The organism is Sphingopyxis sp. H050 (genome assembly GCF_001468265.1).
GTDB lineage: Bacteria > Pseudomonadota > Alphaproteobacteria > Sphingomonadales > Sphingomonadaceae > Sphingopyxis.
The window spans coordinates 25,919-40,207 of the sequence record NZ_LNRZ01000006.1; the positions used below are offsets into that span (position 1 = coordinate 25,919).

Sequence of the window (14,289 nt, forward strand, 5' to 3'; positions counted from 1 at the left end):
AGCCCGTTCATGACCATCGTCGCCGCGCGTCACTATCATCAGGGCAAGCTCGTGCGCGATCTCGGCCCGACCGACGTCATCCCCGAGGATTGCGACATCGACGATTTCTTCTGGCTCGGGCTTTACGAGCCCACCGCCGAAGAGCTCGCCGGCATCGCCAAGCGCTTCGGCCTCCACCCGCTCGCGGTCGAGGATGCGCTGAAGGCGAAGCAGCTGCCCAAGGTCGAGGTTTATGGCGACCAGCTGTTCGTGATCGCCGCGACGGGCATTCTCGAAGGCGACACGATCCAGTCGGGCGAGACCGCGATCTTCCTCGGCCGCCATTTCGCGGTCACCGTCCGCCACGGCTCGGCGCGCGCGCATACCGAGGTCCGCGCCCGGCTGGAGGCGCTGCCGCACAAGCTCGCCCACGGCCCCGACTATGTCCTCTATGCGATCCTCGATTTCATCGTCGACGGCTATTTCCCGGTGATCGACGCGATCGAGGACCGGCTGCTCCTCGTCGAGGAAAGCGTGATGGACACCCCGCTCGACGCCCAGGAAATCCGCCATCTTTATGCGCAGCGGCACGAGGTCATCCGCTTCCAGCGCATCGTCGGCCTGATGAAGGATGTCGCGAACCGGCTAATCGGCACCGACGATCTGCCGTGGATCGACGACGCCGTCCGTCCCTATTTTCGCGACATATGGGACCATGTGCAGCGCGCGGAGTTCCGCCTCCAGGGTCTGCGCGAAGTCGCCGCCTCGGTCGTGGATACGAATTCACTGCTCGAACAGCAAAGACAGGGCGTCATCACCCGCCAGCTCGCCGCCTGGGCCGCGATCCTCGCGGTGCCGACCGCGATCGCGGGCATTTATGGCATGAATTTCGAGCATATGCCCGAACTGTCATGGACCTTCGGCTATCCCTTCGCCGTCGCTCTGATGGGCGGCATCTGCGGCCTGCTGTTCTGGCGTTTCCGGAGCATCGGCTGGCTTTAGCGTTCCCATACGCCGTGCAAAACAGGCGGCAAGGCGCAGGCCTCTGGCCAAACCGCAACCGCATCCCCACATGGCCGTCTTTCGCCCCTCCCGCTAACAAAGTCTTAACCGAGTTTGGCCGACACTATGGCTACCATGCCCAATGCAGTTTTTCAGGACGGCACGTCCGTCGCCAGCAAGCGCCGCAGCGCGCGTCGCAACGCCCCGCTTCTCGTCCGCGGCACGACCCGATCGGGCGACGCGATCGAGCTCCTCATTCACAATATTTCCGAAAGCGGCGTCCTCGTCGAAAGCGACGCGCCGCTTGCCATCGACGAGCGGATCGACGTCGAGCTGCCGCACGCCGGCCTCGTGCAGGCGCGGTTGGTCTGGAAAAGCGGCCAGCTGTTCGGCTGTCAATTCGATGCGCCGATATCGCCCGCGGCGGTCAGCGCCGCGCAGTTGCAAAGCGCCACCGACGTTCGCTTCGGCGGCGGCGCGGGCCAGCCGTCCGACAATTTCGGCGCGCGCCTCCACCGCCTCCGCATTCGCAAAGGGCTGAGCCAGGGTGATGTCGCCGCGCAGCTCGGCGTCAGCGCGCCGTCGATCTCGGGCTGGGAAAGCGGCCGTTCGCGTCCCAAGCATGCGCGACTCGACCAGCTCGCCGACCTGCTCGGCGTTTCCCCCTCCGAACTGCTCGAAGAGCCCGATTCCGAGGATCTGCAGGACATCATCGACCGCAGCCGCGAACTGATCGCGCGCACCGTCGGCACCAGCCAGGACAATGTGCGCATCGTCATCGAGCTCTAGGCCTTCCGCCCAAGCCGCTCATCAGTTATAATCGACCCCGCAGCCACCGTGGCCGCGCACCGGAGTCGACAGGATCATGGACAAGAACTGACCGCAGCCCACCCCGCTTCGCGTTCAGAAAGTCCGTGCCCATGTCTTCCATCACGCTCGCCAACATCGGCTGGTCCACGCCCGACGGCCGCATCGTCCTGTCGGGCCTCGACCTTGCCTTCGCGCGCGAGCGCACCGGCATCGTCGGCCGCAACGGAGTCGGCAAGTCGACGCTGCTCCGCCTGCTGACCGGCGACCTGGCGCCCGCATCGGGCAGCTTGGCCATCGACGGCAGCGTCGCGATGCTGCGGCAGACCGTCCAGGTCGCGCCGCACGAGACGATCGCCGACCTGTTCGGCGCGCGCGGCGGCCTCGCGCTGCTCCGCAAGGCCGAAGCGGGCGAGGCGAGCGCCGAAGAAATCGGCGAAGCCGACTGGACGCTCGAGGCGCGGATCGACGAGGCGCTTGCCTCGATCGGCCTGCCGCTGCCCGCGGACACGCCGCTGGCACAGCTGTCGGGCGGCCAGCGCACCCGCGCCGCGCTCGCCGGCGCAACGTTCGCCGCGCCCGATTTCCTGCTGCTCGACGAGCCGACGAACAACCTCGACCGCGACGGACGCAAAGCCCTGCGCGACCTGCTGCGCGGCTGGCGCGGCGGCGCGGTCGTCGTCAGTCACGACCGCGAATTGCTCGAGGAAATGGACGCGATCGTCGAACTGACCGGCCTCGGCGCGTCGCGGTACGGCGGCGGCTGGAGCGCCTATCGCGCGCGCAAGGACATCGAACAGGCGGCGGCCGAGGCCGAACTCGCGGGCGCCGAAAAGCGCATGGACCATGCCCGGCGGCAGGCGCAGGCGGCCACCGAAAAGCAGGACCGCCGCGATTCGCGCGGGCGCGCCAAGGCGGCGCGCGGCGACATGCCGAAGATTCTCATCGGCGGCCTCAAGCGCCGCGCCGAGGAAACGCGCGCGTCCTCGACGCGTCTCGCCGATCGCCAGCGCGGCGAGGCCGAAGCCGCGCTGGCCGCCGCGCGCGGCCGGATCGAGGTCATCGACCCGCTGTCGGTGGGCTTGGCCTCGACCGGCCTCCCCGCGTCGCGCATCGTGCTCGAACTCGATCATGTCAGCGCGGGCTATGTACCCGGCTTCCCGATCATCGACGATCTATCGCTGACGATCACCGGTCCCGCGCGCGTCGCGATCACCGGCCCGAATGGGTCCGGCAAGTCGACCTTGCTTGCCCTCGTCGCCGGCACGCTCGCGCCTTGGTCGGGCCGCGTCCGCGCGCCGGTGCCCTTCGCCTTCTTCGACCAGCGTGTGACCCTGCTCGACCCTCGCTTGTCGATCGCGGGCAATTTCCTGCGGCTCAATCCGGGGACGACGGACAACCAGTGCCGCGCCGCGCTGGCGCGCTTCCGCTTTCGCGCCGAGGCGGCCGACCGCATCGCCGGCACGCTCAGCGGCGGCCAGATGCTCCGCGCCGGCCTCGCCTGCGTACTCGGCGCGCCGCAGCCGCCGCAGCTGCTGATCCTCGACGAGCCAGGCAACCATCTCGACCTCGACTCGCTGACCGCGGTCGAATCGGGCCTTGCCGCCTATGATGGCGCGCTGCTGGTGGTCAGCCACGATCCGGCCTTTCTGCGGGCGATAGGGATCGAGCGAACGGTCGAACTGTTCCGTATCGCGAAACAAGGGGTCTAGATCGTCGGCGCTCGCGCAATTTCGCGTCGGCGCTGCGCCTTTCGCGGTTCTCGCTAACCTTCCCTTAACCAGCCAAATCCATCAGAAGGAAATGGCTATCCTCGGATATTTCCTCCCCACGGCCGACGACGCCGACAGACGTCAGGACGAGCGCCGCAAGCTCAGCCTCGTCGCCCGCGGTTCGCATCACGACGGCAGCGGCATCGACGTCCTGATCCACAATATCTCCGGAACGGGCCTGCTGTTCGAAAGCGACATCAAGCTCGCCAAGGACGACCGGATCGAGATCGAATTGCCCCACGCCGGTGACATCACCGCGGTCGTCATCTGGGCGAGCGGCCGCCATTTCGGATGCCAGTTCGAGGGCCCGGTGTCGTCCGCGACGCTGAGCGCCGTCGAACTCAAGAGCGCCACCGCCACCGCGACCAGCCTCGAGGAAATCGAAGACCAGCAGGTCAGCGACCCGACGCCCGAGGCAATGCAGGCGCTGATCGACCGCAGCCGCGAAGACCTGGCGCGCGCGATCGGCGTAAGCCCCGACCGGATTCGCGTCATCGTCGAATTCTGACGCGGCGGCTTATCCGGCCAGCACGCGCGCCATCATGCGTTCTTCCTTCTCGATCCACGGCGCGATGCTCGGCCGCGACAGGATCGCCTCGCTCCATGCCGCGACCTTCGGATGCGTCGCGGGGTCGATGCACGATCCGCAGTGGCGGAAGTTCATCAGCGGCGACGCGACCGCCAGGTCGGCGAGCGTGAAGTGGTCGCCGACAAGGAAACCCGACGCCGGAATCGCGCTTTCCAGATAGGCGAGCAGCTTCGGCAATTCTTCGGCCTCGGCCTGCGCGGCAGCCGCCAGATCGCCTTCGCGGCCGAGAAACCTGGGCGAGACGATTCGGTTGAAGAACATCTTGCCGCTGCACGCCGCGAAAACCGTGTCGCCGAACTCGTCCCACCAGATCACCTGGCCGCGCGCCTGCGGGTCGGCGGGGATCAGCGCCGGTTCGGGATGCTTCGCCTCCAGATAGTGGATGATCGCGCTCGAGTCCGCGAGCAGATAGCCGTCGTCGTCCATCGCGGGCATCTTGCCCAAAGGCGAGGCGGCGCGAAAACCGGGGTCGGGATCACCGATCCCGACGCCCTTCAGCTCGAAATCGATCCCTTTCTCGCCCAGGTATCCGAGCAGCTTGCGCACGAAGGGCGACACCACCGAACCGTAAATGATCATCCCTGACTCTCCCGTTGGTCTGCAACTTTTAGCATAGGTTAATCACTGCCCCTGACAAGCCGCCCGCGGCGCCGGAACGGCGACGAAATAATCTTGCTATCGGACGCACGGCGTGGAACATCTGGGGCTGGAGGGGGGCGCTGCTTCGGCAGCAATCAAGCAGGAATCAACGCAATGCGGCCTTCGTCCTGGGCAGACCGGCTGATGGGCCTGCTCGTCCGCTTCGTCGGACTTGTCATCCTGCTTGCCACGCTCCTCGCCGCCGCCGCGAGCTTTTTCTACAACCAGTCCGAAGAGGAGGATCAGGCCGCGCGCGTCGCGATGCAGGTCAATATGCGCCTGCGCGACCATGTCGCCGTGCTCGAGGGCGTCCGCGCGCTCTATCAATCGGATTCGCGTTCGAGCGGCCCCGGCATCCGCGCCTATCTGTCCTCGCTGCAGCCGCAGGTGCGAACCCCGGGCATGGAGGGGATCGGGATCGCCGCCGCCTTCCCGGCGGGATCGCCAAGGCTTGTCGAGGCACAGCTGCGCCAGAATTACGGGCAGGAGATCAAGATTTGGCCGGCGGCGACCGATCAGAAGATCGGCTTCGCGGTCGTCCTCGTCGAGCCGTATACGCCACGCCGCCACGTCGCTCTCGGCCTCGACATGTACAGCGAGCCGACGCGCCGCGCCGCAATGCGCCGCGCTTGGCAGACCGGCCAGCCCGCCGTGACCGGCGTCGTCCAGCTCGCGCAGGAACGCGCCGCGAAGCAGAAGCAGAACGGCTTTCTCATCTATATCCCCGTCTATGCCCGGCAACCGGCCTTGCCGCTGACCAGCATCGCGAGCCGGCCTGGAACGCGGCCGATCGAGGCGTTCATCTATGCTCCCTTCCGCAGCAAGGACGTGATGCAGGCGATCCTCGGCGAACAGATCAACGGCATCGACGGGATAGAAGTCTACGCCGGCGACGGTCCTAACGCCCAGCTCCTCTATCGCCACGGCAAGGTCGGCTGGGACGCGCACGAGCAGAAGCTGCGCGTCGCCGACCGCGAATGGACGATGCGCATTTCCTATGGCCGTCTGCTCGAACGGCTGGGACGCCCGCTCGGCATTTTTATCTTCGGCCTGCTGCTGGCGATCCTCGCGACCCAGCTCCACCGCGTCCAGCAGCGCCGCACCCTTGCCGCGCAGGCGCTTGCCGAGGAACAGGCGCGCCACGCCGAGGACCGCGAGCTGATGATCGGCGAGATGGCGCACCGCATGAAGAACGCCTTCGCCCGGATCGGCGCGCTCGCGCGCATCACCTTGCGCGAATCCGAAAGCCTTCAGGACTTCGAAACCAAGTTCGACGGCCGCATGCGCGCGCTCTCCGACGCCAAGCAGATGCTCGTCACCGGCGCGGTGGGTTTCGTCGAACTCGGCGCAATCATCCGCCGCGAGCTCGAGATCGCCGGCTGGTCGGCCGAGCGGCAGGCGGCGGTCAAAGGCCCCGAAGTCCGCCTCGACGACGATGCGGCGCAGGCGATCTCGCTCGCGCTCCACGAATTGGTGACCAACAGCATCAAATATGGCGCGCTGTCGGGCACGGGAGACCTTGCGATCAGCTGGCGCCGCGACGGCAGCCACATCGAGCTGCGCTGGGTCGAAAGCAGTCTTGCCACCACGCCGCTGATCGACACCGAAAGCTTCGGGACCCAGTTCATCCGCTCGCTGATCGAACGGCAATTGAGGGGCAGTTGGCAACGCACCGCCGTTGACAACAGCCTTTCGATCGTCATTCGCTGGCCGGACGATGGCACTGCAACCTGACGACCGCTGGCATATCTGGATCGACCGCGGCGGCACCTTCACCGACGTCGTCGCGCGCCGACCGGACGGCAGCGTCGTCACCACCAAATATCTGAGCGAAGACCCGGCGCGTCCCGGCGACGCGGCGGTGGATGCGATCCGCGACCTGACTGGAGCCGGCACCGGCGCGCTCCCCCCGCTCGCGATCCGGATGGGCTCGACCGTCGCGACCAATGCCCTCCTCGAACGCAAGGGCGAGCCGACCCTGCTCGCGATCACCAAGGGGTTCGGCGACGCGCTAACCATCGGCTATCAGGACCGCCCCGACCTCTTCGCCCGCAAACTGGACCGCATCCCGCCACCGCACGCCGCCGTCGCCGAAATCACCGAGCGCATGAGCCCCGACGGCGCCGTCCTGACCCCGCTCGACGAAGAACGGGCGCGCGCCGCTTTGCAAGCCGCCCGCGACCGCGGCCTCGCCAGCATCGCGATCGTGCTGATGCACGGCTATCGCTACCCCGCGCACGAGCAGCGCATTGCCGAAATCGCCGCCGACCTCGGCTTCACGCAAATCTCGACGAGCCATGACGTCAGCGCCCTCATCAAGCTCGTCGGCCGCGGCGACACCACGCTCGCCGACGCCTATCTCTCGCCCGTCCTGCGCCACTATGTCGACCAGTTCGTCGCCCAGCTGGGAGCGGGCATCGACCCGCAATTCATGAAAAGCTCGGGCGGCCTCGCGTCCGCATCCGCCTTCCATGGCCGCGACGCGATTCTCTCCGGCCCCGCGGGCGGCATCGTCGGCATGGTCGGCAGCGCCGCGCCGCTGGGCAAGGACCGCCTGGTCGGCTTCGACATGGGCGGCACGTCGACCGACGTCAGCCATTATGCCGGGCGCCTCGAACGCGATAACGAGACCATCGTCGCGGGCACGCGCATCCGCGCGCCGATGCTCCGCATCCACACCGTGGCGGCGGGCGGCGGCTCGATCTGCCGCTGGGACGGCGCGCGGCTCCTCGTCGGCCCCGAGAGCGCGGGCGCGAACCCCGGCCCCGCCGCCTATGGCCGCGGCGGGCCGCTGACCGTCACCGACTGCAACGTGCTGCTCGGCAAGATCCAGCCCGATCACTTCCCCAAACTCTTCGGCCCCAACGGCGACCAGCCGCTCGATCGCGAGGTGGTCGTGCGCAAATTCGCAACGATGGCCGCCGAGGTTGGGCTCTCCCCCAAAGCCCTAGCCGAAGGCCTGCTCGCCATCGCGGTCCAGCAGATGGCGAACGCGATCAAGCGCATCACCATCGCGCGCGGCCACGACGTGACGCAGGGCTACAGCCTCGTCGGCTTCGGCGGCGCCGCGGGTCAGCATGTCTGCCTCGTCGCCGACGCGCTCGGCGTCGACGAAATCCTGCTTCACCCGCTCGCCGGCGTACTCTCGGCCTATGGCATGGGCCTCGCGCGCCCCTCGGCGATCCGCGAACGCACGCTCGGCCTGAAACTCGACGAGCATTGCGCCGAAGCGCTCACCACCATCGAAGCCGAATTGTCGCAGCAAGCCCGCGCCGATCTTGCCCCCGACGCCGAGACCACCCGCGAAACCCTGCTCTTCGTCCGCCTTGCCGACGGCGACAACGCGATCGAACTCCCGCTCGCCCCGCCGACCGAGGTCGCGCAGGCCTTCGCCGCCGCCTTCCGCCATCGCTTCGGCTACGCCCCGCACGCCGATCTCGTCGTCGACCGTATCCGCGTCGAGCTGACCGAGGTCGGCGACGCCCCCGCCGAGCTGCCCCCGCCCGCCTCCTCGGCCGAAACCGCGCCCGAAACCGTCACCGCGTGGCTCGCCGGCGCCGCGCACGACGTCCCGCTCCACCAGCGCAGCGCCCTCGTCCCCGGCCGCACCGTCGCCGGCCCCGCGATCATCATCGACGCGCTGTCGACGACCATCGTCGAACCCGGCTGGCATGCGACGGTCGAGCATGAGGGGACGCTGAAACTCGTAAGTGCTCCCCGGCGAAAGCCGGGGCCCAGCGCAACAGAAATCGCGCGCGACAGCGCGCCGTCCGCACCCCACTCTGGGCCCCGGCTTTCGCCCGGGAGCTCGAACGCCCCCGACCCCATCCGCCTCGAAATCTTCAACAGCCTGTTCATGGCGATCGCCGAGGAAATGGGCGGCGCGCTCCAGCACAGCGCCTCGTCGATCAACATCCGCGAGCGGCTCGATTTCTCCTGCGCGATCTTCGACGGCGCCGGCCGCCTCGTCGCCAATGCGCCGCATATGCCCGTCCACCTGGGCTCGATGGGCGAGAGCGTCCGTACGATCCTCCGCCAGCGCAGCAGCGACGGCCGCGGCATCAAACGCGGCGACGCCTATGCGCTCAACGCCCCCTATGACGGCGGCACGCATCTGCCCGACATCACCGTCATCATGCCGGTCTTCGTCGATGGCGATACGCCCGACTTCTTCGTCGCCGCGCGCGGCCACCACGCCGACCTCGGCGGCATCGCCCCCGGCTCGATGCCGCCCGACAGCAGGAGCATCGCCGACGAAGGCATCCTTTTCGATAACGTCCTGATCGTCGACGACGGGAATTTCCGCGACGCCGAAGTCGCCGCGCACCTCCTCGACGGCCCGTGGCCGGCGCGCAACCCCGCGCTCAACATCGCCGACCTCAAGGCGCAGGTCGCCGCCTGCCAGCGCGGCGCCAGCGCGCTCGCCGACCTCAGCGCCGCGCACGGCGTCCAAACCGTCGCCGCCTATATGGCGCATGGACAGGCACAGGCCGAAGCCGCCGTCCGCCAGCTCATCGCCCGCCTCGACGACGGCCAGTTCCGCTACGCGATGGACAATGGCGCCGAGGTCGTGGTCGCCGTCAAGGTCGACCGCGACGCGCGCCACGTCACCATCGACTTCACCGGCTCGTCGGCGACGCTCCCCGACAATTTCAACGCCCCGCTGCCGGTCGTCCGCGCGGCCGTCCTCTATGTCCTGCGCACGATGCTCGACGACCCGATCCCGATGAACGAAGGCTGCCTCGCCCCCGTCACGCTGATCGTTCCCGAAAATTCGATGCTGTCCCCGGCCTATCCCGCCGCGGTCGTCGCAGGCAATGTCGAGACGAGCCAGGTCATCACCGACGCGCTGTTCGCGGCCTTCGGCGCGATGGCTCCCGCGCAGGGCACGATGAACAATTTCACCTTCGGCAACGAAGCGTATCAATATTATGAAACGATCGCCGGCGGCTCGGGCGCCGGTCCGGGCTTCGACGGCGCCAGCGTCATCCAGACGCACATGACCAACAGCCGCATGACCGACCCGGAAGTCATGGAAATGCGCTTCCCCGTCATCGTCGAGGAATTTTCGATCCGCCAAGGCTCGGGCGGCGCGGGCCAATGGCACGGCGGCGACGGCGCGATCCGCCGCATCCGCTTCCGCGAGCCGATGGCCGCGAACATCCTTGCGGGCCGCCGCAAGATCGCCCCCGCGGGCCTCGCGGGCGGCGGCGACGCCGCGCCGGGCCGCAACTGGATCGAACGCGCCGACGGCCGCATCGAAATGCTGGCCGCGACGGGCAGCGCGGAACTCGCCGCGGGCGACGCCTTCGTGATCGAGACGCCCGGTGGCGGCGGCTATGGCAAATTGGGGGACTGACGCGATGCTGGGTCAGGCAAAAATTTGGTTCACGCGAAGACGCGAAGGCGCGAAGAAGAGGCGTTTGCCGCGAAGCGGCCTTCTCTTTCGACGCTGCCACCAAAGCGAGGATCGACGAAATAGGGGGCCTTACGGCCCACGCCTGCCTCTTCGCGCCTTCGCGTCTTCGCGTGAACCCCTTTCAACACCCACATCGCAGGCACATAGCTGATGCTCGTCCTGATCGGCATCCTCATCATCATCGCGGGCTTCGTGCTGCGCTTCAACCCGCTGCTCGTCATCATGGCCTCGGCGCTCGCGACCGGGCTCGCCGCGGGGCTGGACGTGCATGCCATTATCGCCGCCTTCGGCAAGGCGTTCAACGATACGCGTTATGTCTCGATCATCTGGATCGTCCTCCCCGTCATCGGCCTGCTCGAGGCCTATGGCCTGCAACAGCATGCGCGCAGCCTGATCGACCGCATGAAGGGCGCGACGCTCGGCCGCCTGCTCACCGGCTACCTCCTGCTCCGCCAGGCGATGGCCGCGGTCGGCCTCACCTCGGTCGCCGGTCATGCCCAGACCGTCCGCCCGCTCGTCGCGCCGATGGCCGAAGCCGCCGCCGAGGCGAAGAACGGCGCGCTCACCGAAGACCAGCGCGAAGAGGTCAAGGCCTTCGCCGCTGCGACCGACAATGTCGGCCTTTTCTTCGGCGAGGATATCTTCCTCGCGATCGGTTCGATCCTGCTGATGAAGGGCCTGCTCGACGGCTATGGCTATCAGATCGAGCCGCTGCACTTCTCGCTCTGGGCGATCCCGACCGCGATCGCCGCCTTTCTGATCCACGGCTTCCGCCTTCGCCGCCTCGAAAAGCGGATGGCGCAAACCCCAATCGGGCCGGAGGCGGGGGCATGATCACGCTCGACTTCGTCTATATCCTCGCCGGGATTACCTTCGCCCTCTTCGCGTTGCTCGGCCTCTACGACCGCACCAACCGCAAGCGCTTCGGCAACGCCGCCTTCTGGGGGCTGCTCGCGGCGTCGATGCTGCTCGGCGACTATCTTGGCGATTTCGGCAACGGCCTGCTCGTCCTCGCGCTCGTCGCGATTGCGGGCGCGGGCCAGATCGGCCGCGCCCCCGGCGGCGAAGTCCCGCCAGAGATTCAGGCGGAACGCGCCGCCCGCTACGGCAATTTCCTGCTCCTTGTGGCGCTGATCATCCCGGTCGTCGCGCTCACGGGCACCTTCCTCTTCAAATGGGTGCCCAATCTCGTCGAACAGAAGCAGGCGACCTTGATCTCGCTCGCGCTCGGCGTGCTGATCGCGCTCGCGGTGGGTATGGCGCGGCTCCGTCCCGCGCCGATCCTCCCGCTCCAGCAGGGCCGCCGCCTGCTCGACTCGGTCGGCTGGGCGGCGATCCTGCCGCAGATGCTCGCCAGCCTCGGCGCGGTCTTCGCGCTCGCGGGCGTCGGCGAAGTCGTCGGCGGCCTCATCGGCTCGGCGATCCCTGCGGGCAGCCTGTTCGGCGCGGTGCTCGCCTTCGGGCTCGGCATGGCGCTGTTCACGATGGTGATGGGCAACGCCTTCGCCGCCTTCCCGGTGATGATGGCCGCGGTCGGCCTGCCCCTGCTCATCAAACATTATGGCGGCGACCCCGCGGTCGTCGCGGCGATCGGCATGCTCGCGGGCTTCTGCGGCACGCTGATGACCCCGATGGCCGCGAACTTCAACCTCGTCCCCGCGGCGCTGCTCGAGCTCAAAAATCCCTATGGCGTGATCAGGGCCCAGATCGGCACCGCGCTGCCTTTGCTCGCGGTCAACATCCTCTTCATCTGGCTGTTTGCCTTCTGACACCGCCCTCTTGTTCCGTTCGCCCTGAGCTTGTCGAAGGGCCGTTCTTTCTTTCAAGCCAACAGTAAGAAGGACGGTGCTTCGACAAGCTCAGCACGAACGCATAGGGATGGGCAGATGACCCACCTCACCCCCGCCCACGCCACCCGCTTCGCCACCGCCACCCTGTCGCATCTCGGCCGCGAATATCCGTGCAAGATGGACCTCGTCCTGAACGGCCCCGAGGACGCCAAGCCCCCGCGCGAGCATCATCCGATCTTCCACGGCAGCTTCGACTGGCACAGCTGCGTTCACGGCTGGTGGCAGATCCTCCGTCTCACGCGCCGCTTCCCCGACCTCGCCGTCGCCGCCGACATCCGCGCCCGCGCCGACGCGATGCTCGTCCCCGAAAAGGTCGCGGGCGAGCTCGCTTTCCTCGATCGCCCTTACGCGGCCGCCTTCGAACGCCCCTATGGCTGGGCCTGGCTCCTCGCGCTCCACGCCGAGGCGACAAGCCACGACGCCCCTTGGGGCGCCGCGCTCGAGCCGCTCGCCCTCGCCTTCGCCGCGCGCTTCCACGCCTTCCTGCCCAAGATGACCTATCCCTTGCGCGTTGGCACCCATTTCAACATCGCCTTCGCCCTCCTCCTCGCCCGCCATTGGGCCGACGACCGCGACCCCGCGCTGGTCGCCCTGATCGACGCCAGCGCGCGCCGCTGGTTCGCCGACGACCGCGACTGCCAGGCGTGGGAACCCGGCGGCGATGAGTTCCTCTCCTCGGCGCTCACCGAGGCGCATCTGATGGCGGTCGTCCTCGGCAGCGACGTCGCGCGCTGGTTCGACGCCTTCCTCCCGCGCGCCGCGCAGGAGCAGCCCCCGACGCTTTTCACTCCCGCGACCGTCTCAGACCGCAGCGACGGCAAGATCGCCCACCTCGACGGCCTCAATCTCAGCCGTGCGTGGAGCTGGCGCGCCATCGCCGCCGCGCTCGGTCCCGCGCACCCGGCCAGCCCGGTCGCCGAAGCCGCCGCACAGCGCCACCTCGCCGCCGCGCTCCCGCACGTCACCGGCGACTATATGGGCGAGCATTGGCTCGCGAGCTTCGCGCTGCTCGCGCTCGACGGGCTCTGACAGGGCCGCATTGACAAGCCCCGTCCGCGCGGCGAGAGACGGCGGAAAGGGGAGACGGACCGCCATGAAAACGCTGCGCCCGACATCGTTCGACGTCGCCGAGCGCGCGGGCGTGTCGCAATCGACCGTCTCGCGCGCGCTCAGGAACAGCCCCGGCGTCAACGCCGAAACCCGCGCCCGCGTCTCCACCGCCGCGCGCGAGCTCGGCTATGTCGTCGACCGCCACGCCTCGTCGCTGCGCCTCAAGAGCAGCGAGACGCTCGCGCTCGTCACCATCTGCCGCCCCGGCGAGGATCGCAGCGCGATCAACCCCTTCTATTTCGCGCTGCTCGGCAGCATCGCCGCCGCGACCTCGGCGCGCGGCTTCAACCTGCTCGTCTCCTTCCAGGAAAGCCCCGGCAATTTCCGCGCCGATTTCGTCGCGTCGGGGCTCGCCGACGCGATGATCGTCATCGGCACGACCAGCAACCGCGCGGCGTGGGACTATTTCGCCGAGGCGCAGCGTTCGGGCCTCGACTTCGTCTGCTGGGGCAGCCCCGGCGATCCCTTCCACTGGATGCGCAGCGACAACGACACCGGCGGCCGCCTCGCCGCCGAGCATCTGGTCGCGCGCGGCCGCAGGCGCATCGCCTTCGTCGGCCCGCAGCGTTCGCCGCAGCGCCAGTTCGACGAGCGCCGCGACGGCTTCACCGCGGCCCTCGCCGCGCACGGCATCGCGCCGATCATCGCCGAGCCGCCCGCCGCCATCGACCGCCACGCGCAGGGCGTCGCCGCCGCCGCCGAGCTGCTGGCGGCGCACCCCGACGTCGATGCGATCTTCGCGGCGTCGGACATGCTGGCGCTCGGCGTGCTGCAGGGTCTCAAGGACGGCGGCCGCCGCGTGCCCGACGACATCGCGCTCATCGGCTTCGACGGCATTCGCGCCGGCACGCTCGCCGATCCGGCGCTGACCTCGCTCGAGCCCGATCTCGACGCCGCCGGCGAAGCGCTCGTCGCGATGGCGCTCGAGGACGACGACTTCACCCGCAGCGGCACCCGCATCCCGGTCCACCTCGTGGTGCGCGGCACGGCCTGAGCCCCGCCTCCCGCTCGCGGGAGGTTAAATCGAAAAGCCTCGCTTCGTCGCATTCGTCACCGTGACTTAACTCCCCTAAATATCAGAAATCCTTATCCATGCCGCGCTACCCTGGGGGCGGGGAGAGA

General features: G+C 68.3%; 11 protein-coding genes. 10 read left to right on the forward strand and 1 reads right to left on the reverse strand.

Annotated elements, in window-relative coordinates; translation table 11 throughout:
- The first annotated feature begins 9 nt into the window (after window positions 1-9).
- The 4 genes from ATE67_RS13065 to ATE67_RS13080 all read left to right on the forward strand — a co-directional run bounded on the left by ATE67_RS13065 (window position 10) and on the right by ATE67_RS13080 (window position 4,068).
- Window positions 10-981: a magnesium and cobalt transport protein CorA gene (locus ATE67_RS13065; protein ID WP_058817132.1), complete on the forward strand. Its 972-nt coding sequence runs from the start codon at window positions 10-12 to the stop codon at window positions 979-981.
- A gap of 126 nt (window positions 982-1,107) precedes the next feature.
- On the forward strand, window positions 1,108-1,770 hold the full coding sequence (locus ATE67_RS13070; protein WP_082660362.1) for a helix-turn-helix domain-containing protein: 663 nt from the start codon (window positions 1,108-1,110) through the stop codon (window positions 1,768-1,770).
- Between the two features lie 131 nt (window positions 1,771-1,901).
- Window positions 1,902-3,500 carry an ABC-F family ATP-binding cassette domain-containing protein gene (locus ATE67_RS13075; RefSeq protein WP_231728156.1) on the forward strand — a complete coding sequence of 533 codons (1,599 nt, stop codon included), beginning with the start codon at window positions 1,902-1,904 and terminating at the stop codon, window positions 3,498-3,500.
- Between the two features lie 91 nt (window positions 3,501-3,591).
- The gene (locus tag ATE67_RS13080; RefSeq protein WP_058817135.1) at window positions 3,592-4,068 is read left to right on the forward strand and encodes a PilZ domain-containing protein; all 477 of its coding nucleotides are present in this window, start codon (window positions 3,592-3,594) and stop codon (window positions 4,066-4,068) included.
- 9 nt (window positions 4,069-4,077) lie between these two features.
- On the opposite strand, the gene ATE67_RS13085 is transcribed toward ATE67_RS13080, so the two are convergent.
- On the reverse strand, window positions 4,078-4,728 hold the full coding sequence (locus tag ATE67_RS13085) for a glutathione S-transferase family protein (protein WP_058817136.1): 651 nt from the start codon (window positions 4,726-4,728) through the stop codon (window positions 4,078-4,080).
- Window positions 4,729-4,902: 174 nt separating this feature from the next.
- On the opposite strand from ATE67_RS13085, the gene ATE67_RS13090 reads away from it, so the two are divergent.
- From ATE67_RS13090 to ATE67_RS13115, 6 genes are all read left to right on the forward strand, one after another.
- Complete coding sequence (locus ATE67_RS13090; RefSeq protein WP_058817137.1) at window positions 4,903-6,522, forward strand: CHASE domain-containing protein; 1,620 nt, start codon at window positions 4,903-4,905, stop codon at window positions 6,520-6,522.
- Window positions 6,506-10,147: a hydantoinase B/oxoprolinase family protein gene (locus tag ATE67_RS13095; RefSeq protein WP_058817138.1), complete on the forward strand. Its 3,642-nt coding sequence runs from the start codon at window positions 6,506-6,508 to the stop codon at window positions 10,145-10,147. Before ATE67_RS13090 ends, ATE67_RS13095 begins: the two co-directional genes overlap by 17 nt.
- Before the next feature lie 210 nt (window positions 10,148-10,357).
- Window positions 10,358-11,041, forward strand: a complete 684-nt coding sequence (locus ATE67_RS13100; RefSeq protein ID WP_058817139.1) for a DUF969 domain-containing protein — start codon at window positions 10,358-10,360, stop codon at window positions 11,039-11,041.
- The gene (locus ATE67_RS13105) at window positions 11,038-11,976 is read left to right on the forward strand and encodes a DUF979 domain-containing protein (protein WP_058817140.1); all 939 of its coding nucleotides are present in this window, start codon (window positions 11,038-11,040) and stop codon (window positions 11,974-11,976) included. Before ATE67_RS13100 ends, ATE67_RS13105 begins: the two co-directional genes overlap by 4 nt.
- Window positions 11,977-12,093: 117 nt before the next feature.
- A complete protein-coding gene (locus ATE67_RS13110; RefSeq protein ID WP_058817141.1) occupies window positions 12,094-13,086 on the forward strand; it encodes a DUF2891 domain-containing protein in 993 nt (330 codons plus the stop codon).
- A 64-nt stretch (window positions 13,087-13,150) separates the two neighbouring features.
- Complete coding sequence (locus ATE67_RS13115; RefSeq protein WP_058817142.1) at window positions 13,151-14,161, forward strand: LacI family DNA-binding transcriptional regulator; 1,011 nt, start codon at window positions 13,151-13,153, stop codon at window positions 14,159-14,161.
- Window positions 14,162-14,289 lie beyond the last annotated feature (128 nt).

Coding starts and splice junctions, on each gene's coding strand:
- ATE67_RS13080 (WP_058817135.1), top strand. CDS start 3,592: ATGGCTATCCTCGGATATTTCCTCCCCACGGCCGACGACGCCGACAGA.
- ATE67_RS13105 (WP_058817140.1), top strand. CDS start 11,038: ATGATCACGCTCGACTTCGTCTATATCCTCGCCGGGATTACCTTCGCC.
- ATE67_RS13095 (WP_058817138.1), top strand. CDS start 6,506: ATGGCACTGCAACCTGACGACCGCTGGCATATCTGGATCGACCGCGGC.
- ATE67_RS13110 (WP_058817141.1), top strand. CDS start 12,094: ATGACCCACCTCACCCCCGCCCACGCCACCCGCTTCGCCACCGCCACC.
- ATE67_RS13100 (WP_058817139.1), top strand. CDS start 10,358: ATGCTCGTCCTGATCGGCATCCTCATCATCATCGCGGGCTTCGTGCTG.
- ATE67_RS13085 (WP_058817136.1), bottom strand. CDS start 4,728: ATGATCATTTACGGTTCGGTGGTGTCGCCCTTCGTGCGCAAGCTGCTC.
- ATE67_RS13115 (WP_058817142.1), top strand. CDS start 13,151: ATGAAAACGCTGCGCCCGACATCGTTCGACGTCGCCGAGCGCGCGGGC.
- ATE67_RS13075 (WP_231728156.1), top strand. CDS start 1,902: ATGTCTTCCATCACGCTCGCCAACATCGGCTGGTCCACGCCCGACGGC.
- ATE67_RS13070 (WP_082660362.1), top strand. CDS start 1,108: ATGGCTACCATGCCCAATGCAGTTTTTCAGGACGGCACGTCCGTCGCC.
- ATE67_RS13065 (WP_058817132.1), top strand. CDS start 10: ATGACCATCGTCGCCGCGCGTCACTATCATCAGGGCAAGCTCGTGCGC.
- ATE67_RS13090 (WP_058817137.1), top strand. CDS start 4,903: ATGCGGCCTTCGTCCTGGGCAGACCGGCTGATGGGCCTGCTCGTCCGC.